Origin of the sequence: Nitrobacter winogradskyi, assembly GCF_006539545.1 — a bacterium.
In the GTDB taxonomy this organism is placed as follows: Bacteria; Pseudomonadota; Alphaproteobacteria; order Rhizobiales; family Xanthobacteraceae; genus Nitrobacter; species Nitrobacter winogradskyi_A.
Window position 1 is genome coordinate 13,087 of record NZ_BJNF01000010.1, and the last position, 25,904, is coordinate 38,990.

Sequence of the window (25,904 nt, forward strand, 5' to 3'; positions counted from 1 at the left end):
GCGGCCGGGGCAATGGCAAAGCGCTCGTCGTGATTCAGCTTCTGCCTGCGATACGGCGCGCAGGATTTCCCGCCACCGTGACGCCGGCCGCGACATCCCGCGTCACCACGCTGCCGGCGCCTATCACTGCCCCGTCGCCGATCGCGACGCCGGGAAGGATGATCGCGCCGCCGCCGATCCAGACATCGGAGCCAATTCGAACAGGCCGGCCGAACTCCAGTCCGTCGCGCCTTGTCAGGCTATCACGGGGGTGATCGGCGGCATAGATCTGGGTTGCTGGCCCGATCTGGGTGCGATCGCCGATCGTGACATGAACCACGTCGAGAATAACGCAGTTGAAGTTGAGAAATACGCCGTCGCCCAAGAAGATATTGTAGCCGAAATCGCAGAAGAACGGCGGCCGGATCACGACGTCCGCGCCGACGCGGCCAAGGTGCTGCGCGAGCAGTGCGTGGCGTTCGACGGCGGGCAGCGCTATCGCTGCGTTGTAGCGCGCGAGCCATGCCTTGTTAGCGTGCTGCTCGGCCTGAATCTCCGGATCACCGGGGCGATAGAGTTCGCCGGCCAGCATTTTTTGCTTTTCGGTCTTGGTCAGCCGATCTCTCCCAGTTGTGGAAATGCATCAGGCGCGGCCGCGAGCTGGATTCTGGCGCGGGTGGCGTCATCATCCATTTGACGCACCAGAGCCTCGGCGCCGTCGAACTTCAGTTCCTCGCGGATGAAGCCGATGAAGGCGACATCCAGCATGGCGCAGTAGAGGTCGCCCTGGAAGTCGAACAGGAACACTTCGAGCAGCGGCGCACCGTTATCGAATGTCGGACGGCGGCCGAAACTCGCGACGCCGTCGAAGCGCCGATGATCCTTTCCCTTGCCGCAGCCGACGCGCACGGCATAGATGCCGTGCCTGAGGCCGCAATCCCGGTCGAGGCGGATATTGGCGGTGGGATAGCCGAGACCGCGCCCGCGCTTCTCGCCGTGGATCACCTCGCCGGTCACGAACCACGGTCCGCCGAGCATCGCGGTGGCGTTCGCGATCTGGGCTTCTGCTAACGCCATGCGGATGGCGCTGGACGAAACCGGACGCTCATCAAAGTCGACATGGGGCTGCACGTCCACTTCGATCCCGAGGCGCGGGGCCTCGCTGACGAGCAGGCTCGGCGATCCGACCCGGCCCTTGCCGAAATGGAAATCATATCCAACGGCGACGGCGCTCACTCCGAGACGTTCGATCAGGTCATGGTGAATGAAATCTTGCGCCGTCGTGCCGGCCCGCGTGGCGTCGAAGGTCATGACCACGGCGCCCGCGAGACCCGTGCCGGCCAGAAGCCGCAGCTTGCTGGTTTCGTCGGTCAGGCGGAACTGCGGGGTATTCGGGCTGAAGAATTTGCGCGGATGCGGCTCGAAGGTCACCGCGAAGGCGGGCTTTGCGCGCAAGCGCGCCATCCTGAGCGCGGCTGCGATCACCGCGCGATGCCCGAGATGAACGCCGTCGAAATTGCCCATCGCCACCACGCCTCCCCTGGGGACGGCGTCAGCGGCAGCGGTATCGCGGATAATGGTGAATTTCGAGGTCATTTGTAAGAATTCATCGAACGGTTCCAGCGGCGGACCGTGATGCCGCGGCCGGATCGAAGTCAAGTCAGCTTGCACTCCGGCGGGACACTCGCGGACTTCGGCATCCGGTTAACGCGCTGTTTAAGGGCTGGTGGTAATCATGCTGGTCTACTCGCAAAGCGAGTGACCGGGCGGAAGATACCGGTACTTGCTTCGAGGATGGACCCGCTTCAGCGGGCCCTGGACGAATTTCGGCACACACAGAATCTGGCGTGCAGGGGGGCTCACCATGGCAGTTGACTTTTCAATGTCCATTCTGGTGGTGGATGACTACAACACGATGATCCGCATCATCCGCAATCTGCTCAAGCAGCTTGGGTTCGAAAATATCGACGACGCCAGCGACGGCTCGGCGGCGCTGAACAAGATGCGCACCAAGAAATACGGCCTGGTGATCTCCGACTGGAACATGGAGCCGATGACCGGCTACGATCTGCTCAGGGAAGTCCGTGCCGATCCCAATCTCGCCACGACGCCGTTCATCATGGTCACGGCCGAGTCCAAGACCGAGAACGTCATCGCCGCCAAGAAAGCCGGGGTGAACAACTACATCGTCAAGCCGTTCAACGCGGCGACGCTGAAAAACAAGATCGAAGCGGTATTTCCCGACAACGTCCCGGCATAAATCTGCCGGCATTTGACGTGGGTTCGATTTTGGCCCTGACGATAGGTCTTCCGTCATGCCCGTGCTTGTCACGGGCATCCACGTCTCGGCTGCGATTCAGCGAGAAGGTCGTGGATGGCCGGGACCATAGGCGAGCGGAAGCGACGCCGGTCGATGAACGCCTATGCCTGGCCATGAAGAATGGAAATCGCAGAGTTCACTCTCAGAAGTGAGCCTTACCACCTCAGTTCGCGCATCAGCGCTCGCGGCGGGCGGCCGAACAGTTCCTTGACGGAGGCGGGATCGAGCTGGTCGACGCCGGCGAATTCCCCGGAATGGATGCCGCGCGTCAGGAACACCAGGTCGATGCCGAAGGCGTGCGCGCCCATGAGGTCGGTGCGTACGGAATCGCCGATGGCCAGTACGCGGTTCAATGGGGTGTCGTCGCCGCGCCGTTCTCGCGCCAGGGCCATGGCGCGCTCGTAGATCGGCCGGTGCGGCTTGCCGTAGAACACCACCTCACCGCCGAGTTCGCGATAAAGTTCCGCGATGGCGCCGGCGCAATAGAGCAGCCGGTCGCCGCTTTGCACGACGATATCGGGATTGGCGCAGATCAGCGGCAGCTTGCGCTCGCGCGCCTGCATCATCAGGGCGCGATAGTCCTCCGCGGTCTCGGTCTCGTCGTCGAAGGGGCCGGTGCAGATGATGTAGTCGGCGCGCTCGATCGGCGCGAACACCGGATCGAGGCCCTCGTGGATCGCGCTGTCGCGCTCAGGCCCGAGCCAGAAAATCGCCTTGGCCGGATGCTCGGCGACGTAGCTCCGGGTCAGGTCGCCGGATGAAGCGATGCCGTCATAGGCGTCGTCCGGAACGCCGAACCTGCGCAACTGCCGCCGCACGGAGTCGGCCGGACGCGGCGCATTGGTGATGAAGATGACGGTGCCGCCCCGGTCGCGGAACGTTTTCAGCGCGGAGCAGGCCTCCGGAAACGACATGACCCCGTTGTGGACGACGCCCCAGACGTCGCACAGCACCACGTCCCTTTCGGCCGCGAACTCGCGCAGATGGTCGATGAAACGAAGAATGGTCATGGCGGCGGGATGCTTTCAGGCAGCGTCGCCGGAGCGGCGCGCCAGTGCGGCGTTGCCGGTCACGCGAGGCGAATGTTCGGTTTTTATCACGCCGCCCTGAGTGTTGGTTCCGGCAGGACCGCTGGCGCGGGGCTTCGCCTTATCGGCTGGCTCTTCCGCCGCCTCCTGGCGTAGCGGCCGCGGCACGGCGAACAGGAAACCCTGGCCAAAGCGAACATTGTAGTCGAGCAGATCGACGACCGCTTTCTCGTCTTCGATCCGTTCCGCGATCAGGTCGATGCCGAAGCGTCCCAGCAGATCAGACATGTCGGCCGGATGGATATCGGAGGTCGACGTCTGTTTCGGATCCAGCAGCAACGAGGCGGGCATCTTGATAAAGCGGACGCCACGGTCGGCCAGCTCGCGTGGCTCGATCCGCAGGGTGGTGACATGGTCGACGGAGAATCGACAGCCGAGTTGCGCCAGCGCCGCGAGGTGCTCGCTTTCGGTGGTGCCGAGGCCGCGCAGCGTATTGTACTTGAATTCGAGGATCAGCGAGGAGGCCAACGCGCGATTGGCTTCGAGGATGTCGAGGCACTGCCCGAAGGTCTCTCGATTTCCAAGCGACGCCACGGCGATGTTGCAGAACAGGCCGGCATCCTTGTTGCGCGCGTGAAGGCGCTGCAGAACCTGCGTGCAGCGGGACAAGACCGTGTTGTCCAGCTTTCCCATCAAGCCGGCCGATTCGGCGGCTGGGATGAAGTCGCCGGCTGCGAGGTAAGCGCCGCCGGCATTGCGCAGTCGCGTCATCGCTTCGTAGTAGCGCACCTTGCGCTGCGGAAGCGTGACGATCGGTTGCAGGAAGAGATCGACGCCGTTGGTCTCGATGGCGTTTTTGATTGTAGCCAGGGTCTGTGCGTCGTTATGGGATCGCGCGGAACTGGCGGTCGTTCGAATAATCGCAGGCGGGGCCGAAATCGCCCTTGCAAGGACCTCGCGATCCGAGGGTCTTGCCGGTGGCGCCGGTTCGACCGCGGGCGCGGAAGCGGCGGATGGCAAGGCCGTCAGCATGTCATCATGAGCGGCGACCATGGCGGCAAGCTGTTTGACCAGCCCGCCCAGTTCGTTGATCTCACCGAGCGCTGATTGAAGTCCGGATTGATTGCGGTTCGAAGCCGCGGAATTCGCCTGGACGATCTTGCTTTCGGCTGCCGCGAGGCGGCGTCCGAAATCGGAGACCTGGCGGGCCAGGTCGGCCACACCCCGCGACAGATCCGCGATCTGGCCTTCGGCGGTGCTGCGGCCGCGCATTCGCATCGAGACCGCGTTGTAGAGGATGAGGACGGTCAGGACGGCCAGCGTCACGACCGCGCACTCCGAGGCGCGCAGGCCGACGAGCGAATAGAGCACGATGCCCACCGAGATGGAGACCAGCACCATGCAGAGGGCAATGAAAATCGTGGAAATGCGGATCATCTGGCGTGAATGCTTCCGGCGCGGAGCGATCTCCGGCGCTTCCGGTCCCTCTCACTACCATTATCGCTGATTCGGCGGATAGGTCTTCTGCTGTTGTCCGCCGAAATCGGGCCGATCATTCAGGCGACGGCGCGAATCACCTTGGCGGTCTTGTCGACGATCTCGCCGATCTGATCCTCGCTGATGATCAGCGGCGGGGTAAGCGCCAGCGTGTCGCCCGCGATGCGCATCATCAGATCGTAATCGTGGAAGCCGGCTCTCAGCGCGGTAAAGCCGCGGTCGCCCGGCCCGTTTTCGTTGGGCGCGAGCTCGATGCCCGCCGTGATGCCGACGGTGCGGATATCCACCACGTTAGGTTCCTCGCGCAGGCTCATCACCGCGTCCGCGAATTTCGGCTCAAGATTGCGCGCGCGCTCGAACAGTTCCTCGGCGCGGTAGATGTCGAGCGTAGCGAGCCCCGCGGCGCAGGCCAGCGGATGCGCCGAATAGGTGTAGCCGTGGAATACCTCCACGGCGTTCGCGGGGCCGGTCATGAAGGCGTCGTGGATGGTCTTGTGCACCAGCACGCCGCCCATCGGGGCCGCGCCGTTGGTCACCCCCTTTGCAAAGGTGATCATGTCGGGCAGCACGCCGTAGCGCTCGGCGGCGAAGGCGTGACCGAGACGGCCGAAGCCGGTGATGACCTCGTCGAAGATCAGGAGGATGCCGTGCTTCTGGGTGATCTCGCGCAGCCGCTTGAGATAGCCTTTCGGCGCGGGCAGCACGCCGGTCGACCCGGCCATCGGCTCCACGATCACGGCGGCGATGGTTTCTGCGCCGTGGAGGGCGACGAGGCGCTCCAGTTCGTCGGCGAGTTCCGCGCCCCATTGCGGTTCGCCTTTACTGAACGCCTGCTTCTCGCGGTTGTAGGTGGATTGCAGATGGTCGACGCCGGTGAGCAGGGAGCCGAACATCTTTCGGTTGCTGACGATGCCGCCGACCGCGGTGCCTCCGAAGCCGACGCCGTGATAAGCCCGCTCGCGGCCGATCAGGCGGATGCGGCTCCCCTGGCCGGCGATCCGGTGATAGGCCAGCGCCAGTTTCAGCGCGGTGTCCGCGGCCTCCGATCCGGAATTGCAGAAGAACACATGATCGAGCCCCTCCGGCGCGAGTTCCGAGACGCGGTTCGCCAGTTCAAATGCCTGCGGGATGCCGAACTGGAACGGCGGCGCGAAGTCCAGCGCGTCGGCCTGTCTGGCGATCGCCGCCGAGATCTCGGCGCGGCCGTGGCCGGCGTTGCAGCACCACATGCCGGCCGCGCCGTCGAGGACTTTGCGGCCATCGGTGGTGATGTAATGCATGTCCTTGGCGCCGGCGATCAGTCGCGGGGCTTTTTTGAAGGCGCGGTTCGCGGTGAAAGGCATCCAGTACGCTGAAAGATCGTTCGGGACGTTGAGGGCAAGGTTCTTGTCTGACATCGGGGATCCCCTCACTTGGTTTCAGCGCGTTGCGGATAAGGTTCGGCGTTGGCGCTGGCGGCGCGATCCGGGCGTCGGAAGTCGCTTCATGATGATGCTGCGCCTTCCGTGGCGATGCCGTGGATTCGAAAAGGCAGCGAATGTCCGGGCTTGAATTACACCTATAGCGTTTTCGAGCGAAGTGGACACCGGTTCGCGTGAAGAAAACGCGTCAACAACAATCTACGTGTTTTCGAGCGAAGTGGACACCGGTTCGCGTGAAGAAGACGCGCTCGTGGGAATGCAGTTCGCGTCGGTGGAAGCGTGGACTCCGGACTCGGACGATCCGGCCCGGATGTCCCAGTCTGGACGGGGTGTGTGTTGAAAATGCGGGAGAGCCCCCATGAGGTAGCAACGGCTCTTTGGTTGGAGTTAATACTACCTGAGGTTTATTTTCAGATTAATATACACTTAATAGTTGTGTGGCTCAGTAGGCCGCATGACAGGTTGCTCCCTACGCCACACCTCGGCCCTGCTGCTGCGCGTCGCGCGCTGCACCCGCGCCGCGTCCGCGGTCGAGTTCGCGATGCTTCTGCCGCTGTTCCTGGTGCTGGTGGCAGGCATCGTGGTGTTCGGCGCTTACCTCACCATGGTGCATGGCGTGCAGCAATTGGCCGCGGAAGCCGCGCGTTCCTCGGTCGCGGGCCTGAACGAGACCGAACGCACGAGCCTCGCTGAAAACTACGTCACGACGAATGCCGCGTCTTATCCTCTTCTGCAGCCCGGCCATCTCACCATGAGCGCGGCGACGTCCGGCAGCGGCGTCTTCGTGGTCACGGTCAATTACGACGCATCCGACAGCATCATTTTTACCATGCCGTTCGTGCCGGCGCCGCCCTCGATCATCGTGCGGTCGGCGGCGATTCCGTTCGGCGGCTTCTGAGGAGGCTTGCTGTGCGAAACCTGCTTCGGCGCTTCATCTCGGACACGCGCGGCAACTTCGCGATCATGGGAGCCGGGTGCATGGTGCTGGTGCTCGGCTGCACCGCGCTCGGCGTGGATGTCGGCGCGATCTATGCCGATCGCCGCAAGGCGCAGAGCGCCGCCGACCTCGCGGCCATTGTCGCCGCCGGCAACCTCGGCAAGGCCGCGAGCGCGGCCGCCGCCACCGTCACGGCCAACGGCTATCCGGCGAGCGCGCTGCTGTCCGTCGAACTCGGCACCTTCACCGCGAACGCGGCGCTGACGCCGCAGGCGCGCTTCGTCACCCCCGCGACCGGCGCGCCCAACGCGGCGCGGGTCACGCTACGCACCGAGACGCCGCTTTATTTTGCCCGCATGTTCGCGGGCGGCAGCAACCACTTCGATATCACCAGCAGGGCGACGGCCGCGAGCACCGCGCTTGCCTCGTTCGCGATCGGCTCGCGCCTGCTCGCGCTTAATGGTGGCCTGCTCAACACGGTTCTCGGCCGGATGCTGGGAACGACGCTGTCGCTTTCGGTGATGGACTACCAGTCGCTGATCAACGCCCGCATCGACGCCTTTGATTTCCTCAACGCGCTGGCGACTCGTCTCGACCTGACCGGCGTTACCTACGACTCGATGCTCTCAGGCGAGGTGAAGGTCGCCGACATCGTGGCTGCGATGCTGAGCGCGCAGCAGGCGGCGAACGGCATCAATGCCGCCACCGCCGCGCTGTCGAATATCTCGCTGGCGCTGGCCGGGCTGTCCACCACGATCGTGCCCGGAAAGCTGCTCGACGTCGGCCCCTATATGCCGATGACGGTCGGCTCAAAACCGAAAACAGGCGTCGGCGTCTCGGTGTTCGATCTGCTCTCGGCGACCGGCGCCATCGCCAACGGGACCAACCAGATCGCGGCCGGGGCCGATCTCGGATTGCCCGGCATCGCCGCCGTCTCCGTCAGGGCGACGATCGGCGAGCGCCCTCAGGGCAAAAGCTGGATGACGGTGGGGACCGAAGGCGCGAGCGTGCATACCGCGCAGACCCGCGTGCTGGTCACGATCAAGCTGATCGGCACCGGCGCGGTGTCGGCCGTCAATCTCCCGCTCTATGTCGAGGTCGCCTCCGGCACCGCAACGCTCGATCGCGTGAGTTGCGGCCGGCCGGACATTGCGACCTCCAGCGTCACGCTCGGCGTCACTCCCGGCATCGTCGATGCCTGGATCGGCGATGTGTCAACGGCCGAAATGACCAACTTCACCAGCAAGCCGGATCCGGGCGCGGCGACGCTGGTCAATCTCGGCGCGATCACCGTGACCGGCCGCGCCCATGCCGGCATGGGCAACACCCAGCCGACGCCGGTGTCGTTCAGCTATTCCGACATCGTCGCGCGGACGAAGAAGACCGTGACCACCACCGATTTCACCTCGTCGCTGACCGCGAGCCTGCTCGGCGATCTCTCGCTCAAGGTGAATGTGGGGCCGCTCGGCCTGCCGATTCCCGGCCTCGGGTCGACCGTGGCGGGGATCATCAGCGGCGCGACCGGGTCGATCGATCAGGTGCTGGCGCAGGTTCTGGCGACGCTCGGCATCGGCATCGGGCAGGCGGATGTCTGGGTCGCCGGCATTCGCTGCGACGGCGCGGTGCTGGTGAATTGACGCTGCTACCAGGATTTCGTCATGCCCGGCCTCGTGCCGGGCATCCACGTCTTGAGGCTGATCGGTAAGCAAGACGGGAATGGCCGGGACATAGGCGAGCGGAAGCGACGCCGTTCTTCGAACCTATGCCCGGCCATGATGTGTGGAGGCTTCTGCTTGCCCGGTTGCGCCCGCGCTGGTAACCCGACTGTAAGTCACTACTGACTTACAAACGAGCGCCCATGTCCGACAAAAAGCCGAAAAAGCCGCAGAAACTTCGCGCCCGCCTGCCGCGCGGGCTGGAGGATCGCGGGCCCGCCGCCATCGCCGCCACGCGGCGGATGGTGGAGAAAATCCGCGCGGTCTATGAGCGTTACGGCTTCGAGCCGGTCGAGACGCCCGCGTTTGAATACACCGACGCGCTCGGCAAATTCCTGCCCGATCAGGACCGGCCCAATGAGGGCGTGTTCTCGTTTCAGGACGACGACGAACAGTGGATCAGCTTGCGCTACGATCTCACCGCGCCGCTGGCGCGTTATGTGGCGGAGAATTTCCAGAACCTCGCGCTGCCCTATCGCAGCTATCGTGCGGGCTATGTCTACCGCAACGAGAAGCCGGGACCGGGACGCTTCCGCCAGTTCATGCAGTTCGATGCCGATACGGTCGGCTCAGCGTCGCCCGCCGCCGACGCCGAGATGTGCATGATGGCGGCCGACACCATGGAGGCGCTGGGCATTCCAGCGAGTCAATTTGTCGTAAAGGTCAACAATCGTAAATTGCTTGATGGAATTTTAGATAGCATTGGCCTTGGTGGCGCGGATCATGCCGCGCGCAAGCTCACAATTCTAAGAGCGATGGATAAGTTCGACAAGTTCGGTGTCGAAGGCGTGCGACTTTTGTTGGGCCAAGGTCGTAAAGATGAGAGTGGCGACTTTACGAAGGGCGCGGGTCTCTCGGAGCGGGACATTGAAACAGTGATTTCGGTGTTTGGCGTGGGTGCCGTTCTCACGGATTGTGCAACGACTGACGAGAAGCAAGCGCGCCCAAGAGATGTTCTTACCTTTTCCTCGTCTGATGGGGAAAAGTGGCATCGCAAAGTAACGTTCAACAGTGTGTTTGAAACCCTGAAGTTCGTCCGCGAGAAATTGGGCGATTCAGCCAAAGTTTTCGACGATGGAATATCGGAGCTTCGGCAAATTTCTGAACTGCTTTCTGCATCCGGATACGGAGACGGCAGAGTTCGAATCGACCCCTCCGTCGTGCGCGGCCTCGAATACTATACTGGCCCCGTTTTCGAAGTTGAACTTCTGCTCGAAACCAAGGACGAAAAGGGTCGCCCGGTTCGCTTCGGCTCGGTCGGCGGCGGCGGGCGTTATGACGGTCTGGTCTCGCGCTTTCGCGGCGAGCCCGTGCCCGCGACCGGCTTTTCCATCGGCGTGTCGCGGTTGCAGGCGGCGCTCACCATGCTCGACAAGCTCGACACAAAACCGCAGCCGGGTCCGGTGGTGGTCACGGTTTTCGGCGGCGACATCGCGAGCTACCAGAAGATGGTCGCCGACTTGCGCAATGCCGGTATCCGTGCGGAGCTTTATCTCGGAAATCCCAAGCATTCGCTTGGCCAGCAGATGAGGTACGCCGACAAGCGTAATTCGCCTTGCGCGATCATTCAGGGCACGGATGAGAAAGCCAACGGCAAGGTGCTGATCAAGGACCTGATCGCCGGCGCCGGGCTGACCTCCATTGAGGACCGCGCTGAGTATCTGAAGAAACAGGCCGAGGCGCAGATAGAGGCCGGCGAGAGCGATCTCGTCACCGAGGTGCGGAAGCTGCTCGCGCGCCATGACGTGAGGTGGGATTAGCCGTTCTTCGAACGGCTATGCCCGGCCATGACGGCTTGGAAAAGTGTAAGCCCTCATCTAATGCGGCGCCATCGACTTGAATTTTTCAAAGTCGCGCATGTTCATCTTGAAGCCGCCGGGCATCACGACATCGCCGGGCGTCTGTCCCTCCTTGCAGGGGCCGACCCATTTCGCCGCGATGGTGATTTTGCTGTCCCGGTCTCCAAACTTGCCGCCTTTGCTGCGCGCGGCGACCTTCACCGTGTAGGCGGAGTCAAAGTCGCCCGTGGCTTCGGCGTGCGACGTCACCGTCGTGCCGCCCATGGTGCAGACTGAATCCATCACATAGCCGGTCGCGGTTTTCTGGACGTCGGCCTTCGAGCAGTTCTGCCTGGCGGAGGGCGCGAAATCCGAGGTGAATTCGCGGTCCACGGCCTCGCTGGTGCATTGCTGAACCGCGACTCCCGGCATTCGGCCGCCTGCATGGTCCACCTTGACGTCCCAAAGCCCGGCCTTGCGGAGCGGCAGTTGCACCTCCGCGAGCGCCGGAGCGGCGGAAAGCAGAACCAGCGGCAGGAGGAACATCGAGAGACGAGATGATTGTCGCATCGCAGGCTCCGTGAGGGCGTAACAGTTCAGTAGCGGGTTTGCAGCGGAGGCTGGTCCGGACCATAGGGCACCCAGCGGCAAGCGAACGAGACGTAGCCGCCGGGATAGGCCTGGACGCCGAGGAATTTCGCCACCTTACCGTAGCGCGCGCAGTGATGGGCCGCAATCACGCGGACATCACCGGCCCCGGCCAGCGAATAGGAGATGATTCCCCCGGTGTCGTTGCCCTTGAGCGGAGGCACCCAATCGGCCCGCGCCGGTCCGAAAACCAGCGAGCCGGTCATCGCCGCCAGCAAGGCCGCTCCGAACAGTCTCATCCTCATCTCCATTGTTGCGGTCCGACCTTATAGCGTTTTCGAGCGAAGTGGATACCGGTTCGCGTGAAGAAAACGCGTCAGAACAACAAACTAGAGCATCGCTTCTGATTCAATCAGAAGCGATGCTCTAGAACGCGGAGCGGGCCGTGAAAAGAACGCCTGGCCGCTCATCCCGGAGTTAGGAGACGGGTGTTGCGTCGCCGCACTTGACCTTGCGCGTGCTTCGCGGCACCGTTACGGGGTTCGGATCATTGGCGGACCTCCCATGCGTAACCTCGTCACATTATTGAAGAAATCCGCCGTCGGCGTGGCGTTTGGCGCGGCGTTGGGTCTGTTCGCCGCGATGCCGGTTGCGCAAGCGTTCAATTTTCCCGTGTTCGGGCCGAGCTATGAAGGGCAGTTGCCACGCTGTGAGGCGGGGCTGCCGACCATCACGACGCAATTCTGGGAGAAGGAACGGAAGTTCTGGAATTCCCCGCTGCGCATCACCGCTTATGGCAATGTCCATGAAAGGGCGTTTCGGCCGAGGGAGTCCGACAACATCCCGCGCCGCTACTGCACCGCCGAGGCGATGGTCAGCGACGGCATAGTCCGCACGGTGCATTATTCCATTGTCGAGGATGGCGGGATCGCCAGCATGGGGCAGGGCGTCGAGTGGTGCGTGGTCGGCCTCGATCGCAACTGGGCCTACAATCCGGGTTGTCTCACCGCCCAACCGTAAAGCGGGACAACGAAAAGCGTGCAGCGGTTTGCCGCCCGCATCCCGCTGCTCAACATACTGAAGTCGACCACATCGTGATATCTGAATCGATTCGATCCAGATATCATTTGATCCAGATCATTTCCGGCCTGGCGGAATCCGCCGTAAAGAGAATGCCTGCAATCGATACTATGTTGTTTTTCGAGCGGACGGCCATCTTGCGTTAAAAAGGCGCGTCAACCAAAGAGATTGATTCTCATTCCGGAAGCGGAAAGATTCTAGAAATATCCCGACCTCTGGTCGCTATGCTATGATGGCTGGTTCTCTCGTTCTCGGATTTTGCATGAGAACCTGATTCCGGCTGGGCTGAGGAGTTGGCGTCATGAGATGGGTGTCTCGCGCGGCGGCCGCGTCTGTTTTGTCGTGGCTGATCCTGCTTGCGGGGTGGACCGCCGATGCGTTGGCAAAAGACCAGCGACAAAACGCGCCCGGCGCTTTCGATTTCTATGTGCTGTCGCTGTCATGGTCTCCTTCGTTCTGCGCCGCCGCGGAGGAACGCGGCAATGCCGGCCGATCGCAGCAGACCCAGTGCGGCGAGCGGTCGTTCTCGTTCGTGGTGCACGGTCTTTGGCCGCAATACGAGCACGGCTTTCCTGATTATTGCCAGCGCCCGGCGCCGCGGCTCGATCGCCGCATCATGGCTTCGATGCTGGATTTGATGCCGGCGCCGGGGCTGATCTACAGCCAGTGGGACAAGCACGGCACCTGCTCAGGGCTGAGCGCGCAGGCCTATTTCGAAACCATCCGCAAGGCGCGCGCCGCTGTGAAGATCCCGGCGGAATTCGTCGATCTCGCCGCACCGAAAAGCATTACGGCCGATGCCGTCGAGGAGGCCTTCGTCAAGGACAATCCGGGCCTCAGCCGTTCCGCGATAGCGGTGATGTGCGACCGGACCAGGCTCAGCGAGGTGCGGATCTGCATGAACAAGGACCTGCAATTCCGCGCCTGTGAGGAAATCGACCGGCGCGCCTGCCGTCGGGACCAGGTGGTGATGCCGCCTGTGCGCGGCGGCTGAGCGGTGGCTGCCTGTACCGGGCCGCGATGGTCCGTGGTGCGTCCGGCAGGACGCAGCGCTTTGCGGCTTGAGGCGAGTAGCGTAAAGGCTTCCGCCCATGAATTACCGCCACGCCTTTCACGCCGGCAGCTTCGCCGACGTCATCAAGCATATCGTGCTGGTCCGCGTCCTGACCTATCTGCACGAGAAACCAGCGGCCTTCCGTGTCATCGATACTCACGCCGGCGCGGGCGTTTACGATCTGGCCGGCGAGGAGGCGGGTCGCGGCGGAGAGTGGCTGACCGGCATCGCGCGGCTGATGCAGGCGCGTTTTTCGGAGGCGGCTGCTCCGTTGGTCGCGCCCTATCTCGATATCGTCAGAGCCTTCAATCCCCGGCGCGGGCTGCAATGCTATCCGGGATCGCCACTGATCGCGCGCGCCTTGCTGCGGCCGCAGGACCGGATCGTCGCCTGCGAAATCGAGCCCGTTGCACGAAAGCAGTTGATCGATGCGCTGCGCCGCGACACCCAGGCCAATGTGGTCGATCTCGACGGCTGGATGGCGCTGACCGCTTTCGTGCCTCCGAAGGAGCGGCGTGGGCTGGTGCTGATCGACCCGCCGTTCGAGCGCGAGGACGAGTTCGAACGCCTCTCCGACGGGTTCGCCGGAGCCTTCGCCAAATGGCCGACCGGCTGTTACGTATTGTGGTATCCGGCAAAGCGACGCCGGGCGACGGACGATCTCGCTCGCAGGGTCGGTACCGTCACGGGAGGCGAGGCCGACAAGTGCCTGCGGCTGGAATTCAGCGTGGCGCCGCAGACCGCGGACGGGCCGCTCACGTCGGCCGGGCTTCTGATCGTCAATCCACCATGGACGTTGAGGGGCGAACTCAGGTCCATCCTTCCCGAACTGGAGAAACCGCTGGGCCAGGGCGGCGCAGCCCGCTTCAAGCTCGAAGCGATCGCCGGTTGAACCCAAAAAAAACGGCCGCGTGAGCGGCCGGAAGTCGAGAGCGATGATTATTGTTCTCGTTATTGGAGCATGATCCTGAAAAGTGGAAACCGGTTTTCGGATAAGATCATGCTCTAGAAATGATAGTTGATGCCGGCGCGGACCATTCCGGACTGGTAGCTGTGAGGCGCGCCCGTAATCGTGAAACTGCTGCTCGACAGATCGACATAGAGATACTCGACCTTCGCGGTCCAGTTCTGGTAGATGCCGACTTCGGCGCCCACTCCCACCGTCCAGCCCGCGCTGGTGTGGGATTCCGACAGGCCGAAGGTCTCGGCGCGCAGTTTGCCGAAGGCAAGACCGCCGGTTCCGTAAACCAGGACGTTGTTGAATGCGTAGCCGACGCGGCCGCGCACGGTGCCGAACCAGGGATTTGAGAATTTCCAGGCCGCGAAAGTATCGTTCGCGGCGTTGGCCTGGATGTCGCCTTCGAGGCCGAATACCAGCGGACCGCTTTGCCAGTTGAAGCCGGCTTGTACGCCGCCGAACACGCCGTCCGGCCTGGTGAGGCTGTTCTGGACGCTACCCCAGGCATATCCCAGGTTGCCGCCCAGATAGGGTCCCGCCCAGCTGAAGGCGTTGAGCGGCTGGTTGACGGTGTAGGGCTCCCGGTAAGAGAAATCGGCTCCGTGCGCAGCGCCGATCAGCGCGGTTGACGCCATGGCCGCCAATGCTGCGATCGTTATCCTGGTCATCTCCGGCACTCCAACCCTTTACCGCTTCTCATCGTGGCATCGCGCGCCAGGGCCGTATGGCTACGAAATGCTGAATTCGATACGTAGGATTTATCGAAAGTTTTAAGTTAAACGGTTCTTAAGACGGTGCCCCGACCGTCTCTTGTCCTTAAGAAAGTGTTACCGGCGTGGCAGCGCCTCGCGTTTTCGAGCGAAGCATGTCCTCGGGCTTGACCCGAGGATGGGTACCGGTTCGCGTGAAGAAAACGCGTCAGATTCAAAGTGTCCGAGAGCCCGCTTCTGATTCCTTCAGAGGCGATAAAGGCTCTGGAACCGGTCTCCCTCTGCTTTGCGCAGGACGAAGGCCACGCTTGGGGAGGGGCAGGTCGCTGGTATCGGCCGGTTTCATGGCTTAGCTGAGGAACATGACGAGCGATTCTTCCGATCCCGCGAAGCCGATCGGGCCCGGGCAGCCGCCCGGTTCCCCGGCGGACATGCGGCGGCGTGACGGCATGGCTCCGGAACAGCCGGAACAGGAGGTCGATCCCGCAAGCCTCGACACCGACGAGGACGACGAGGCGCGGCTGCCCGATGTTCCGGATGAGTCCGTGGATGCGGTCGCGGAGGCGCCGCTCGCGATCGGACGTGCGGCGATCGAACATGCGGTTCGCCATGCGCCGACGTCGCCCGGCGTCTACCGCATGATGAACGCCGCCCGCGACGTGCTTTATGTCGGCAAGGCCAAAAACGTGCGCAAGCGCCTGTCGTCCTACGCGCGGCCGACCGGCCAGGTGATGCGCATCGCGCGCATGATCGCGGCGACGGCGACCGTCGAGATCGTATCGACCGCGACCGAGACCGAGGCGTTGCTGCTCGAAGCGAATCTGATCAAGCAGTTGCGGCCGCGCTTCAACGTGCAGCTTCGCGACGACAAGTCGTTTCCCTATATTCTGATCACCGGCGACCACTGGGCGCCGCAGCTTCTCAAGCATCGCGGCGCTCAGTCGCGGCCGGGCCGCTATTTCGGACCGTTCGCTTCCGCGGGGGCGGTCGGCCGCACCATAACCGCGCTGCAACGGGCGTTCCTGGTGCGCTCCTGCACCGACTCCTTTTTCGAAAGCCGGACGCGGCCTTGCCTGCTGTACCAGATCAAGCGTTGCGCCGGCCCCTGCACCGGCGAGATCGATTTTCCCGGCTATACGGCCCTGGTTCGCGAGGCGACCGATTTCCTGTCCGGCCGCAGCCGCGCGGTGAAGGAAGATCTGGCCCGCGCGATGGAGCAGGCCTCGGCCGACCTCGCTTTCGAGCGCGCGGCGCTGTATCGCGACCGGCTCGCCGCGCTATCGGCGATCCAGTCGCAGCAGGGCATCAACCCGCGCACGGTGGAAGAAGCAGACGTTTTCGCCATCCATCAGGAGGGCGGCTATTTCTGCGTCGAGGTCTTTTTCTTCCGCACCGGGCAGAACTGGGGCAACCGGGCCTATTTCCCGCGCGCGGAGAAGTCGTTTACGCCGGAGGAGGTGCTTGGATCATTCCTCGCCCAGTTCTACGATGACAAGCCCCCGCCCGGGCTGATCCTGCTGTCGCACCGGATCGAGGAAAGCGACTTGCTCGCCCACGCGCTGTCGATCAAGGCCGGCTGCAAGGTCTTGGTCTCGACGCCGCAGCGCGGCGAAAAAAAGGAACTGGTCGCGCACGCGCTGACCAACGCCCGCGAAGCGCTGGGCCGTAAACTGGCGGATACCGCGACGCAATCGCGGCTGTTGCAGGGCCTGGCGGCGGTGCTCGGCCTGCCGCAGCCCCCGCAGCGTGTCGAAGTCTACGACAACAGCCACATCCAGGGCGCCAATGCGGTCGGGGCGATGATCGTCGCCGGTCCCGAAGGCTTCCTTAAGAATCAGTACCGCAAGTTCAATATCAAGTCAGAGAGCCTGACGCCCGGTGACGATTATGCGATGATGCGCGAGGTGCTGGAGCGCCGCTTCAAAAGGTTGCTGACCCAGAAAGCCGCCGATCCGCGCGCCGCGGCGGAGCAGGATGCCGCGCCGCAATGGCCGGATATCGTGATCATCGACGGCGGTCTCGGCCAGCTCAACGCCGCCCGCGGGGTCGTCGATGCGCTGGGCCTGAGCCGGGTGTCGCTGATGGCGGTCGCCAAGGGGCCGGACCGTGATGCCGGCCGCGAAACCCTGTTCCTGCCGGATCGTCCGGCCATCAAGCTCGAACCTCGTGATCCCGTTTTGTATTTTATCCAGCGATTGCGTGACGAGGCGCATCGGTTTGTCATCGGATCGCATCGCAAGCTGCGTAGAAAGGACATCCGGGAAGCCGGATTGCAGGAGGTTCCCGGTATCGGCCCGGCGCGCAAGCGCGCGCTGCTGCATCATTTCGGAACGTTGAAGGAGATCGAGCGGGCCTCGCTGGCGGATCTCGGCAAGGTTCCGGGCATCAGCGCGGAAAGCGCCCGCCGGATCTTCGATTTTTTTCACGCCCGGCCGGCGTGACGGGTTTGTTATGATGTTGGTCTTCTTTTTTGTATTAAGATCAATGAGTAAGATCGGGGGCAGGTTGCGGGGCCGGAAATTGCGCCGCGCGGCCGGTTGACGTTCACGCCGGGACGGTATTGGTAAGATAAAATGAACACTGCAACCAGCCAGGCGACCGCGAAGCACATGCTGTCGCTGCCGAATATTCTCACCCTTGCTCGCATCGCCGCGATCCCGGTGGTGGTGGGCTGCGTCTATGCGCAATCGGTCATGGACGGGCCGTTGCAACTGCGCTGGGTGGCGCTGGGCGTGTTCATCGCGGCCGCCGTGACCGACTTCTTCGACGGCTATTATGCACGAATCTGGGATCAGCAGTCCGCCCTCGGCAAGATGCTCGATCCGATCGCGGACAAGCTTCTGGTTGCGTCCTGCCTGCTGATGCTGGCGGCGGATCACATCATCCACGGTTGGACGCTGTGGGCGGCGATCGTGATCCTGTGCCGGGAAATCCTTGTATCGGGGCTTCGCGAGTATCTGGCCGCGTTGCGGGTCAGCGTGCCGGTGACCAAGCTCGCCAAGTGGAAAACGACCGCGCAACTGGTTGCGATCGGGTTTCTTCTCGCGGGGGAGGCCGGCGACCTGATATTCCCGTTCGTGACGCAGATCGGGCTGCTGTTGTTATGGATTTCGGCGATCCTCACCATCTATACAGGCTGGGACTATTTCCATGCCGGCATTCACCACCTCATGGAGGAGGATGAAAAATGAAGGTGCTCTACTTCGCCTGGGTGCGCGAGCGGGTCGGCAAGGCCGAGGAGGCGCTCGATCCGCCGCCGGCCGTCGCGACGGTTGCCGATCTGATCGCGTGGTTGTCGCAGCGGGGTGAGGAATATGCCTACGCCTTCGAGAAACCGAAGGTGATCCGCGCCGCGATTGACCGGATGCATGTCAACCAGGACACGGTGATTGCGGGGGCGCGCGAGATCGCCTTCTTTCCGCCGATGACCGGCGGCTGATTTGTCAGTTCCGGCTCCGTCGATGACCGTTCCCATCACCATACGCCTGCAGGAAGCCGACTTCGACCTCGCGCATGAGGTTGCCGCATTGTCGCGCGGCCGCACCGATATAGGCGCGGTCGTGACTTTTAGCGGCATCTGCCGGGGTGATGAGGATGGCGAGGCGATCGCCGCGCTGACGCTCGAGCATTATCCGGGCATGGCGGAGGCCGAGATCGCGCGTCACGCCGAGGAGGCGGTTTCGCGCTGGCCGCTCACCGGCATCACCGTGATCCACCGTTATGGCCGGATCGTGCCGGGTGAGAACATCGTTCTCGTGGTAACCGCGTCCTCTCATCGTGAGGCCGCGTTCCAGGGCGCCGAGTTCCTGATGGACTATCTGAAAACGAAAGCGCCGTTCTGGAAACGGGAGGAGGGCGCCTCCGGCTCCGGTTGGGTTGACGCCCACGACCGCGACGACACCGCTGCGGCGCGTTGGGCCAAACCCTGATGGCGAAGACCGCCGCGCGCGGCGGACGATCGAAAGCCGCGACCTCCGGCTCAAGCCGAAAACGCTCGCCGGTGCGGTCCGGAGCAGGAGCCGCAAGCCCTGTCGCGGCCGGAAATCTGGCTCCCGAACTCGAGACGATTTTCGACTATGTTCGCCATGCCGCCGAGCGGCTCCAGCGCGCGCGCGTTACCTTCGCCCACGGCACCACCGATCCGGTCGCCGAGGCTGCCTTTCTGGTCGGCGAGGCCATGCAGTTGCATCCGGACGAGGTCGAACCGCAGGCCGCCCTGCGGGTGCCGGAGGCGGCGGGCCGGCGCATCCTCGGCTGGATCGAACAGCGCATCGCTACCCGCAAGCCGGCCGCCTATCTCGTCAACAGGATGTATATGCGCGGCCTGCCGTTTTATGTCGACGAGCGGGTGATCGTGCCGCGTTCGTTCATAGGTGAAATCCTGGACTCGCATTTCGGCGACGACGATGTATTGCGTCTGCGCGATCCCGCCACCGTGACCCGCGTGCTCGATCTCTGCACCGGCTCGGGATGTCTCGCCATTCTGGCGGCGCGCGCCTTTCCGAATGCGACCGTGGATGCGACCGACCTGTCGGCGGACGCGCTGGCTGTCGCCGCGCGCAACGTCCGCGAGCACGGCCTTGATGATCGTATCCAGCTTGCGCAAGGCGATCTTTTCGCGGCAGTGAGGGGCAGGCGTTATGACCTGATCATCTCCAATCCGCCTTATGTCGATGCCAAGGGGATGGCTGGACTGCCCCGGGAATGTCTTGCCGAGCCGAGGATGGCGTTCGACGGCGGCACTGAGGGCATCGATCTGGTGCGACGGATCATTGATGGCGCCAAAACCCGTCTCGCGCCGGGAGGCGGGCTACTGTGTGAGGTCGGTCGCTGCAAGCCGGCGATCAAGAGGGCTTATCCCGACGCGGATCTGCTCTGGCTCGATACCGAGGAGTCCGAGAGCGAGGTGTTCTGGATCGATGCGGCGGGTCTCAAGGGACTGTCTGCATGATGGCCCGCGCGGCGTGATCCGCGGCGATCCGGCGTCTTTCGCGAGCCCGTATCGGATTCCATCGAATTCGCTATAAGCGCGTTTCGATGAACGAGGCATGGAGAGCCCGCGCGGTTATCGTCCGGCTCTCGCCCGATCCATTTTACGCCGACCGCCGGAGCGCCATGCTGCCTGACGCCCGCCACAGCGCCTCTTCGCGTGACGCCTGGCTCGGAGAATTCCGGGTGACGCTGGCGCTCGGCTGGCCTTTGGTCCTTACCAATGTCGCGCAAATCGCGCTGACCACCACCGACGTGATCGTGCTGGGCCGGGTTGGCCCTTCCGCGCTGGCGGCCGGAACCCTTGGCGTTAATCTGTACTTCGCGATCCTGATCTTCGGCATCGGCGTCGTCACGGCGGCGTCGCCGATGATGGCCGAAGCGTTTGGCCGCAAGCTGCATACGGTGCGCGACGTGCGGCGGACGTTCCGGCAGGGGATGTGGGCGTCGGTTCTGATTGCGGCGCCGAGCTGGCTGCTGCTCTGGCACACTGAAGCGATCCTGCTTTTGTTTCATCAGGAGCCGCGGCTTGCCGCCGACGCCCAGGTGTTCGTGCGCGCGTTGCAATGGGGCATGCTGCCGACGCTCGGTTTCATAGTGCTTCGCTCGTTCTTCGCCGCGCTTGAGCGGCCGCTGTCGGCGATGATGGTGACCGTGGCCGCGATCCTGTTCAACGTTGCCGCTAACTGGGTGCTGGTGTTCGGCCATCTCGGTCTGCCGCCCCTCGGTCTCTTGGGGTCCGGCATCGCAACGACGTTATCGAACATTTTCCTGTTCGCCGGGGTGGCGCTGGTCGCGAGTCTTGGCCGCAGCTTTCGCCGCTATCATCTGTTCGGCAACTGGTGGCGCGCTGATTGGCCGCGTTTCCTCGCGCTATGGCGGGTCGGCCTGCCGATCGGCGCGACGCTTGCTTTCGAGATCACGGTGTTCAACGCCGCGGTGTTCCTGATGGGACAGTTCGGCACGGCCTCGATCGCGGCTCACGCCATTGCGATTCAGATCGCGTCGGTGTCCTTCATGGTGCCGATGGGACTGGCGCAGGCGGCGACGGTGCGCGTCGGTCGCGCCTACGGCGCGGAAGATGTCGATGGCATCACCCGCGCGGGATGGGTGTCGTTTACACTGGCGATTTCCTTCATGGCCACGACCAGCGTGCTGATGATTTCAGCGCCACGATGGTTGATCAGCGCATTCGTCGACATCAACGATGCGGCGAACGCCGAGGTGATCGGGCTGGCGGTGTCGTTCCTCACCTGCGCGGCGGTGTTTCAGATCGCCGACGGCGCGCAGGTGGTCGGCGCCGGCATGTTGCGCGGCTTGCAGGATACCCGCGTGCCGATGATCTATGCCGGCCTCGGCTATTGGGGCTTCGGCATGTCGTTGAGCCTGCTGTTTGCCTTCAAGCTCGGGTTCGAGGGTACCGGCATCTGGATCGGCCTGGCGTCGGGCCTCGTGGCCGTGGCCATCCTGATGATGTCGCGCTGGATCAGGCGTGAACGGCTCGGCCTCGTGCCGCTGAAGGAGCTGCGGTGTCGCGAACCCGGCCCGGAAACAAGCGGCCATCGTCCGCGCAAGCGGGCCATCCCGTCACTGGAGTGACGGCATGACAGCTTTCATTTTGCGATGAATTCGCGCCGGTCACAGCACCTTGCGGGTCCACCTGTGCGGGTCGGTCGCGCGGCCGTACTGGATATCGACCAGCTTCTTGCGAAAGCCCATCGCGACGGAGCCGGCCACGCCGCCATTGATGGTGAAGTCGCCGTGCGCCGAACACACCTTGCCGATAGGCGAGATGACGGCGGCGGTGCCGCATGCGAAGGCTTCCCGGAGTTTTCCGCTGGCGGCGTCGCCGCGCCACTGGTCGATCGTATAGGGCTCTTCGCGCACAGGCGTGCCGGAGTCCCTTGCGAGCGTGATGATCGAATCGCGCGTGATGCCCGGCAGGATGGTCCCCAGCGGCGGCGTCGAGAGCGAACCGTCATCGAAAACGAAGAACACGTTCATGCCGCCGAGTTCCTCGACGTAGCGCCGCTCGATCGCATCCAGGAAAACCACCTGATCGCAGCCGCGATCGATGGCCTCGGCCTGCGCGCGCAGGCTGGCGGCATAGTTTCCGCCGCACTTGACGGCGCCCGTGCCGCCGACCGCCGCGCGCGTGTAGTTTTCGGAAACCCAGATCGAGATGGGTGCGGGACCGCCCTTGAAGTAGGAGCCGACCGGCGAGGCGATGACGGCGAAGATGTACGCGGCGGATGGCTTGACGCCGAGGAAGACCTCGTTCGCGATCATGAAAGGCCGAAGGTAGAGGCTGCCTTCGCCGCCCGGAATCCAGTCCTGGTCGATGCGCACGAGCTGCTCGATGGCCTCGATGAAAACGGTCTCGGGCAGCGGCGCCATCGCCATGCGCTCGGCCGAATTGCGAAAGCGCCTCGCATTGGCGTCGGGTCGGAACAGGTTGACGCCGCCGTCGTCACGTTTGTACGCCTTGAGGCCTTCGAAAATCTCCTGTGCGTAGTGCAGGACGGCCGTGGCCGGATCGAGCGGGAAGCTGGCGCGCGCCGCGACCCTCGCTCCGTGCCAGCCCTCCGCCTGATTGTAGCTCACCATGGCCATGTGATCGGTGAACACGCGGCCGAAACCTGGATTGGCGAGCTTTTCGGCGCGCACGGTCGCCTGCGTCGGTTCGGCCGCCGGTTGAACATCGAATGTCAGCGACGTTGCGCCATCGATTTTTTCGAACGAAGCTCTCATGGTGTTCTCCAGCTTGAAACGGTCTTCGTTTCGGGTCGTTACCGCCCCTCGAAAGGCCGGTTTCCGCTCTGGCGGATGGCGCGAAGTCCAGTATGTTGGCCGAAATGCCGCTCGGCAAATCGCATCGGCACGAGAGCATTTTCCGGCTAAGTGGAATCCCGGTTAGCCGTAGGAAAATGCTCTCAATCAATAACTTGCGCGTATTCTTATCGCAAAACCGGCATCCACTTTTGCGGAATACGCGCTAGAAGTGAATAGCCGTTGGCCTTGCTGTTCGATTAGACCGCATCCGTGATTCGTGGGGCACGATATAATGTTTCGTACTTGATGGCCGGGTTGTAACATTGAAATCAAAATATGGCAACAATACTGACATAAATTTTCCGGCAAGGCCTGTCGCCACGATGGCTGGCGGCTCGGAAGCGTCGGGCGGGCGATCGGAGGAGACGCGCTGGGACATCATCGAACTGCTGTTCTTCGCCTATCGCGATTTCGTCGGCGATCCCGATCATGTGCTTGAAGAATTCGGATTCGGCCGCGCGCATCATCGCGTCATGCATTTTGTCCACCGTTACCCTTCGCTCACCGTTGCCGATCTGCTCGATGTGCTGCGGATCACCAAGCAATCGTTGGGGCGCGTGCTGAAGCAACTCCTCGACGAAGGCTATATCGTGCAGAAGGCCGGTGCCGCCGACCGTCGTCAGCGCCTTCTTTTCGCCACCCCGAAAGGCGAGGCGCTGGTAGCGCAGCTCGCCGGCCTTCAGACCGATCGCATCAAACGCGCGCTGCGAGGCCTCGACGCATCCGACGCCGAGGTGGTGCGTCAATTTTTGCTCGGGATGATCGATCACGATGATCCCGACAAGGTGCTGGAGGCGATCCTGCGGGCCGACGGCAAGATGGTGAAGGCATGACGGTAATGCAAACGCAAACGGCAGGGATTACGCGGGCGCAGGTGAAACTGGCTGACGACGCGCCGCATTTGCTGCTGGTTGACGACGACCGGCGTATCCGGGACCTGCTGTCGCGCTTTCTGGCGGGTGAGGGTTACCGCGTCACCACCGCCATGAGCGCCAAGGCCGCCCGCTCGAAACTGCTCGGTCTGTATTTCGACCTGTTGATCCTGGACGTCATGATGCCCGGCGAAACCGGCTTCGATCTCGCCCGGTCCGTCCGGGCCTCGTCTCCGGTGCCGATCATCATGCTGACGGCCTTGCACGAGGCCGAGAACCGCATCGAGGGTTTGCAGATCGGCGCAGATGACTATCTCGCCAAACCGTTCGAGCCGCGCGAGTTGGTGCTGCGGATCGGAAATATCCTCAAGCGCACGATGCCGATGCCGGCCTCGCAAAGCGAATCGATCGCGTTCGGGCCGTATGTCTATCATCTGGAGCGCGGCGAGCTGCGGCAGGGCGACGACGTCATTCATCTCACCGATCGCGAGCGCGAAATGCTGCGTGTGCTTGCGGCCACGCCGGGCGAGACGGTTCGCCGCGGCGATCTCAACGGCGGCGGTACCGTCAACGAGCGCGCCGTCGATGTTCAGATCAACCGGCTGCGGCGGAAGATCGAGCGCGATCCCGCCAATCCGCTATTCCTCCAGGCGGTGCGCGGCGTGGGCTATCGTCTGGTCGCAGCCCCTTGACCTCGATCACGGCCACGCTCGATGCCGGTCTGACGCTGATCCGCACGGCGTTGCGGCGTGTGCTGGTCGCCAACAGCCGGATCGGGCACGCCTTCAATAAGTGGATGCCCAAGGGCCTCTATGCCCGTGCGCTGCTGATCATGATCGTTCCCATGGTGGTGCTGCAATCGGTGGTGGCCTTCGTGTTCATGGAGCGCCACTGGAATACGGTGACGCGGCGGCTCTCGACGGCGGTGGTGCAGGACGTCGCCGCGCTGATCGATGTCTATAAGGACTACCCGCAGGACAAGGACCGCACGACGATCCGGGGCATCGCGCAGCAGCGGCTCGGGCTGGTGGTCGATTTCCTGCCTCCGGGCGATATGCCGCCGCCGGGGCCGAAGCCGTTCTTTTCCCTGCTCGACCAGTCACTGTCGGTGCAGATCAGCAGGCAGATCGGCAAGCCGTTCTGGATCGATACGGTCGGCCGCTCCAATCTGGTGGAGATCCGGATCCAGCTCGATGACGCCGTGATGCGGGTATTCGCGCAGCGCAGCGCCGCTTATGCCTCGAATTCGGAGATCTTCATTTTCTGGATGCTCGGCACGTCATCGATCCTGCTGTTCGTCGCGGTGCTTTTCCTTCGTAACCAGATCAAGCCGATCCTTCGGCTGGCGGACGCCGCCGAGAGCTTCGGCAAGGGCCGCGAGGCGCCGAACTTCCGCCCGCGCGGCGCCCGCGAGGTTCGCCGCGCGGCGCAGGCGTTCATCGAGATGAAGATGCGCATCGAGCGCAGCATCGAGCAGCGCACCGCGATGCTGGCCGGCGTGTCGCATGACCTGCGCACCATCCTGACCCGGTTCAAGCTGGAGCTGGCGCTGATCGGCGACAGTCCGGACGTCGACGGCATGCGGAAGGATGTCGACGAGATGCATGGGATGCTCGAGGCCTATCTCGCCTTCGCCCGCGGCGACAGCGGCGAGCAGGCGCAGCCGACCGACATGGCTGCCGCGCTCGAGGAATTGCGCAGCGACGCCGAACGCAACGGTCACGCCGCGACGGCGATATTCAATGGGCTTCCCGTCGCCACCGTCAAGCCGGCGGCGTTCAAGCGTTGCCTCGGCAATCTGGTGTCGAACGCGGCGCGATATGCCGACACGATCGCCATCATCGGTCACCGCGATCATCGATGGCTGACCGTCATGGTCGACGATGACGGCCCGGGCATCCCGCAGGACATGCGGGAGGAGGTCTTCAAGCCGTTCGTGCGGCTCGATAGCGCGCGCAATCAGGACGAGGGCGGTTCCGGCCTTGGCCTCGCCATCGCGCGGGACATCGCGCGTTCGCACGGCGGTGACATCACGCTCGTTGACAGTCCGATGGGCGGCCTGCGCGCAACCGTGCGGGTGCCGGTGTAACGCAGCCGTTCTATCCCGCGGATACGGTTGGCGCGAGCCGTCTCGATCGAGGCCGAT

The 25,904-nt window shown here is 63.5% G+C and carries 25 protein-coding genes; 16 read left to right on the forward strand and 9 right to left on the reverse strand.

Features of this window, described 5'->3' with window-relative positions:
* Positions 1-34: 34 nt before the first annotated feature.
* Positions 35-571 (reverse strand): sugar O-acetyltransferase, encoded by a 537-nt coding sequence (locus NWI01_RS02155; protein ID WP_375782164.1) that lies wholly within the window; start codon positions 569-571, stop codon positions 35-37.
* 20 nt (positions 572-591) lie between these two features.
* Positions 592-1,575 carry a bifunctional riboflavin kinase/FAD synthetase gene (locus NWI01_RS02160; RefSeq protein ID WP_141382276.1) on the reverse strand — a complete coding sequence of 328 codons (984 nt, stop codon included), beginning with the start codon at positions 1,573-1,575 and terminating at the stop codon, positions 592-594.
* A 268-nt stretch (positions 1,576-1,843) separates the two neighbouring features.
* Here NWI01_RS02160 and NWI01_RS02165 point away from each other — a divergent pair, with 268 nt between their 5' ends.
* A complete protein-coding gene (locus NWI01_RS02165; RefSeq protein WP_011315744.1) occupies positions 1,844-2,239 on the forward strand; it encodes a response regulator in 396 nt (131 codons plus the stop codon).
* Between the two features lie 215 nt (positions 2,240-2,454).
* Here NWI01_RS02165 and NWI01_RS02170 read toward each other — a convergent pair whose 3' ends face one another.
* From NWI01_RS02170 to NWI01_RS02180, 3 genes are all read right to left on the reverse strand, one after another.
* Positions 2,455-3,309, reverse strand: a complete 855-nt coding sequence (locus tag NWI01_RS02170; protein WP_141382278.1) for a TIGR01459 family HAD-type hydrolase — start codon at positions 3,307-3,309, stop codon at positions 2,455-2,457.
* A gap of 15 nt (positions 3,310-3,324) precedes the next feature.
* A complete protein-coding gene (locus NWI01_RS02175; protein ID WP_141382280.1) occupies positions 3,325-4,764 on the reverse strand; it encodes an EAL domain-containing protein in 1,440 nt (479 codons plus the stop codon).
* Positions 4,765-4,883: 119 nt separating this feature from the next.
* Positions 4,884-6,221, reverse strand: a complete 1,338-nt coding sequence (locus tag NWI01_RS02180) for an aspartate aminotransferase family protein (protein ID WP_141382282.1) — start codon at positions 6,219-6,221, stop codon at positions 4,884-4,886.
* A 478-nt stretch (positions 6,222-6,699) separates the two neighbouring features.
* Between NWI01_RS02180 and NWI01_RS02185 the strand changes: the two genes are divergently transcribed.
* From NWI01_RS02185 to hisS, 3 genes are all read left to right on the forward strand, one after another.
* The gene (locus NWI01_RS02185) at positions 6,700-7,143 is read left to right on the forward strand and encodes a TadE/TadG family type IV pilus assembly protein (protein ID WP_181410341.1); all 444 of its coding nucleotides are present in this window, start codon (positions 6,700-6,702) and stop codon (positions 7,141-7,143) included.
* An 11-nt stretch (positions 7,144-7,154) separates the two neighbouring features.
* Positions 7,155-8,819 carry a pilus assembly protein TadG-related protein gene (locus tag NWI01_RS02190; RefSeq protein WP_141382284.1) on the forward strand — a complete coding sequence of 555 codons (1,665 nt, stop codon included), beginning with the start codon at positions 7,155-7,157 and terminating at the stop codon, positions 8,817-8,819.
* A gap of 221 nt (positions 8,820-9,040) precedes the next feature.
* Entirely contained in the window at positions 9,041-10,657 is a 1,617-nt protein-coding gene (hisS, locus tag NWI01_RS02195) for a histidine--tRNA ligase (protein ID WP_141382286.1), read from the forward strand.
* 57 nt (positions 10,658-10,714) lie between these two features.
* Here hisS and NWI01_RS02200 read toward each other — a convergent pair whose 3' ends face one another.
* Together NWI01_RS02200 and NWI01_RS02205 are read right to left on the reverse strand one after the other, a co-directional pair.
* On the reverse strand, positions 10,715-11,245 hold the full coding sequence (locus NWI01_RS02200; protein ID WP_141382288.1) for a DUF3617 domain-containing protein: 531 nt from the start codon (positions 11,243-11,245) through the stop codon (positions 10,715-10,717).
* A gap of 26 nt (positions 11,246-11,271) precedes the next feature.
* A complete protein-coding gene (locus tag NWI01_RS02205; protein WP_141382290.1) occupies positions 11,272-11,562 on the reverse strand; it encodes a hypothetical protein in 291 nt (96 codons plus the stop codon).
* 265 nt (positions 11,563-11,827) lie between these two features.
* On the opposite strand from NWI01_RS02205, the gene NWI01_RS02210 reads away from it, so the two are divergent.
* The 3 genes from NWI01_RS02210 to NWI01_RS02220 all read left to right on the forward strand — a co-directional run bounded on the left by NWI01_RS02210 (position 11,828) and on the right by NWI01_RS02220 (position 14,289).
* Positions 11,828-12,283, forward strand: coding sequence for a hypothetical protein (locus NWI01_RS02210; RefSeq protein ID WP_141382292.1), 456 nt, complete (start codon positions 11,828-11,830; stop codon positions 12,281-12,283).
* Between the two features lie 361 nt (positions 12,284-12,644).
* Positions 12,645-13,337, forward strand: coding sequence for a ribonuclease T2 family protein (locus tag NWI01_RS02215; protein ID WP_141382294.1), 693 nt, complete (start codon positions 12,645-12,647; stop codon positions 13,335-13,337).
* Between the two features lie 97 nt (positions 13,338-13,434).
* Positions 13,435-14,289 carry a 23S rRNA (adenine(2030)-N(6))-methyltransferase RlmJ gene (locus NWI01_RS02220; RefSeq protein WP_141382296.1) on the forward strand — a complete coding sequence of 285 codons (855 nt, stop codon included), beginning with the start codon at positions 13,435-13,437 and terminating at the stop codon, positions 14,287-14,289.
* Positions 14,290-14,402: 113 nt separating this feature from the next.
* Here the strand turns inward: NWI01_RS02220 and NWI01_RS02225 are convergent, their stop codons facing one another.
* A complete protein-coding gene (locus NWI01_RS02225) occupies positions 14,403-15,023 on the reverse strand; it encodes an outer membrane protein (RefSeq protein WP_141382298.1) in 621 nt (206 codons plus the stop codon).
* 404 nt (positions 15,024-15,427) lie between these two features.
* Between NWI01_RS02225 and uvrC the strand changes: the two genes are divergently transcribed.
* The 6 genes from uvrC to NWI01_RS02255 all read left to right on the forward strand — a co-directional run bounded on the left by uvrC (position 15,428) and on the right by NWI01_RS02255 (position 21,653).
* Positions 15,428-17,506, forward strand: a complete 2,079-nt coding sequence (gene uvrC / locus NWI01_RS02230; RefSeq protein ID WP_141382300.1) for an excinuclease ABC subunit UvrC — start codon at positions 15,428-15,430, stop codon at positions 17,504-17,506.
* Positions 17,507-17,638: 132 nt separating this feature from the next.
* A complete protein-coding gene (gene pgsA / locus NWI01_RS02235; protein WP_141382302.1) occupies positions 17,639-18,256 on the forward strand; it encodes a CDP-diacylglycerol--glycerol-3-phosphate 3-phosphatidyltransferase in 618 nt (205 codons plus the stop codon).
* The gene (gene moaD, locus NWI01_RS02240; RefSeq protein ID WP_141382304.1) at positions 18,253-18,504 is read left to right on the forward strand and encodes a molybdopterin converting factor subunit 1; all 252 of its coding nucleotides are present in this window, start codon (positions 18,253-18,255) and stop codon (positions 18,502-18,504) included. Before pgsA ends, moaD begins: the two co-directional genes overlap by 4 nt.
* 22 nt (positions 18,505-18,526) lie before the next feature.
* On the forward strand, positions 18,527-18,994 hold the full coding sequence (locus NWI01_RS02245) for a molybdenum cofactor biosynthesis protein MoaE (RefSeq protein WP_141382306.1): 468 nt from the start codon (positions 18,527-18,529) through the stop codon (positions 18,992-18,994).
* Positions 18,994-20,016: a 50S ribosomal protein L3 N(5)-glutamine methyltransferase gene (prmB, locus tag NWI01_RS02250; protein WP_141382308.1), complete on the forward strand. Its 1,023-nt coding sequence runs from the start codon at positions 18,994-18,996 to the stop codon at positions 20,014-20,016. Before NWI01_RS02245 ends, prmB begins: the two co-directional genes overlap by 1 nt.
* Positions 20,017-20,180: 164 nt before the next feature.
* The gene (locus NWI01_RS02255) at positions 20,181-21,653 is read left to right on the forward strand and encodes an MATE family efflux transporter (protein ID WP_141382346.1); all 1,473 of its coding nucleotides are present in this window, start codon (positions 20,181-20,183) and stop codon (positions 21,651-21,653) included.
* 39 nt (positions 21,654-21,692) lie between these two features.
* On the opposite strand, the gene NWI01_RS02260 is transcribed toward NWI01_RS02255, so the two are convergent.
* A complete protein-coding gene (locus NWI01_RS02260; RefSeq protein WP_141382310.1) occupies positions 21,693-22,805 on the reverse strand; it encodes a branched-chain amino acid aminotransferase in 1,113 nt (370 codons plus the stop codon).
* A 404-nt stretch (positions 22,806-23,209) separates the two neighbouring features.
* Here NWI01_RS02260 and NWI01_RS02265 point away from each other — a divergent pair, with 404 nt between their 5' ends.
* From NWI01_RS02265 to NWI01_RS02275, 3 genes are read left to right on the forward strand one after another with little or no spacing between them, the layout of a single operon-like run.
* Positions 23,210-23,719, forward strand: a complete 510-nt coding sequence (locus NWI01_RS02265) for a MarR family winged helix-turn-helix transcriptional regulator (RefSeq protein WP_141382347.1) — start codon at positions 23,210-23,212, stop codon at positions 23,717-23,719.
* Positions 23,716-24,450 carry a response regulator gene (locus NWI01_RS02270; RefSeq protein ID WP_141382312.1) on the forward strand — a complete coding sequence of 245 codons (735 nt, stop codon included), beginning with the start codon at positions 23,716-23,718 and terminating at the stop codon, positions 24,448-24,450. Before NWI01_RS02265 ends, NWI01_RS02270 begins: the two co-directional genes overlap by 4 nt.
* Complete coding sequence (locus NWI01_RS02275; protein WP_141382314.1) at positions 24,447-25,847, forward strand: ATP-binding protein; 1,401 nt, start codon at positions 24,447-24,449, stop codon at positions 25,845-25,847. The genes NWI01_RS02270 and NWI01_RS02275 overlap by 4 nt, the downstream gene beginning before the upstream one ends.
* Positions 25,848-25,904 lie beyond the last annotated feature (57 nt).

Excerpts from the sequence above, each read along its gene's own strand:
- NWI01_RS02220 (WP_141382296.1), top strand. The coding sequence starts at position 13,435 with ATGAATTACCGCCACGCCTTTCACGCCGGCAGCTTCGCCGACGTCATC.
- NWI01_RS02245 (WP_141382306.1), top strand. The coding sequence starts at position 18,527 with ATGACCGTTCCCATCACCATACGCCTGCAGGAAGCCGACTTCGACCTC.
- NWI01_RS02210 (WP_141382292.1), top strand. The coding sequence starts at position 11,828 with ATGCGTAACCTCGTCACATTATTGAAGAAATCCGCCGTCGGCGTGGCG.
- NWI01_RS02155 (WP_375782164.1), bottom strand. The coding sequence starts at position 571 with ATGCTGGCCGGCGAACTCTATCGCCCCGGTGATCCGGAGATTCAGGCC.
- NWI01_RS02165 (WP_011315744.1), top strand. The coding sequence starts at position 1,844 with ATGGCAGTTGACTTTTCAATGTCCATTCTGGTGGTGGATGACTACAAC.
- pgsA (WP_141382302.1), top strand. The coding sequence starts at position 17,639 with ATGAACACTGCAACCAGCCAGGCGACCGCGAAGCACATGCTGTCGCTG.
- NWI01_RS02185 (WP_181410341.1), top strand. The coding sequence starts at position 6,700 with ATGACAGGTTGCTCCCTACGCCACACCTCGGCCCTGCTGCTGCGCGTC.
- NWI01_RS02175 (WP_141382280.1), bottom strand. The coding sequence starts at position 4,764 with ATGATCCGCATTTCCACGATTTTCATTGCCCTCTGCATGGTGCTGGTC.
- uvrC (WP_141382300.1), top strand. The coding sequence starts at position 15,428 with ATGACGAGCGATTCTTCCGATCCCGCGAAGCCGATCGGGCCCGGGCAG.
- NWI01_RS02215 (WP_141382294.1), top strand. The coding sequence starts at position 12,645 with ATGAGATGGGTGTCTCGCGCGGCGGCCGCGTCTGTTTTGTCGTGGCTG.
- NWI01_RS02200 (WP_141382288.1), bottom strand. The coding sequence starts at position 11,245 with ATGCGACAATCATCTCGTCTCTCGATGTTCCTCCTGCCGCTGGTTCTG.
- moaD (WP_141382304.1), top strand. The coding sequence starts at position 18,253 with ATGAAGGTGCTCTACTTCGCCTGGGTGCGCGAGCGGGTCGGCAAGGCC.
- NWI01_RS02270 (WP_141382312.1), top strand. The coding sequence starts at position 23,716 with ATGACGGTAATGCAAACGCAAACGGCAGGGATTACGCGGGCGCAGGTG.
- NWI01_RS02205 (WP_141382290.1), bottom strand. The coding sequence starts at position 11,562 with ATGAGACTGTTCGGAGCGGCCTTGCTGGCGGCGATGACCGGCTCGCTG.
- prmB (WP_141382308.1), top strand. The coding sequence starts at position 18,994 with ATGGCGAAGACCGCCGCGCGCGGCGGACGATCGAAAGCCGCGACCTCC.
- NWI01_RS02255 (WP_141382346.1), top strand. The coding sequence starts at position 20,181 with ATGCTGCCTGACGCCCGCCACAGCGCCTCTTCGCGTGACGCCTGGCTC.
- hisS (WP_141382286.1), top strand. The coding sequence starts at position 9,041 with ATGTCCGACAAAAAGCCGAAAAAGCCGCAGAAACTTCGCGCCCGCCTG.
- NWI01_RS02160 (WP_141382276.1), bottom strand. The coding sequence starts at position 1,575 with ATGACCTCGAAATTCACCATTATCCGCGATACCGCTGCCGCTGACGCC.
- NWI01_RS02225 (WP_141382298.1), bottom strand. The coding sequence starts at position 15,023 with ATGACCAGGATAACGATCGCAGCATTGGCGGCCATGGCGTCAACCGCG.
- NWI01_RS02180 (WP_141382282.1), bottom strand. The coding sequence starts at position 6,221 with ATGTCAGACAAGAACCTTGCCCTCAACGTCCCGAACGATCTTTCAGCG.
- NWI01_RS02260 (WP_141382310.1), bottom strand. The coding sequence starts at position 22,805 with ATGAGAGCTTCGTTCGAAAAAATCGATGGCGCAACGTCGCTGACATTC.
- NWI01_RS02170 (WP_141382278.1), bottom strand. The coding sequence starts at position 3,309 with ATGACCATTCTTCGTTTCATCGACCATCTGCGCGAGTTCGCGGCCGAA.
- NWI01_RS02265 (WP_141382347.1), top strand. The coding sequence starts at position 23,210 with ATGGCTGGCGGCTCGGAAGCGTCGGGCGGGCGATCGGAGGAGACGCGC.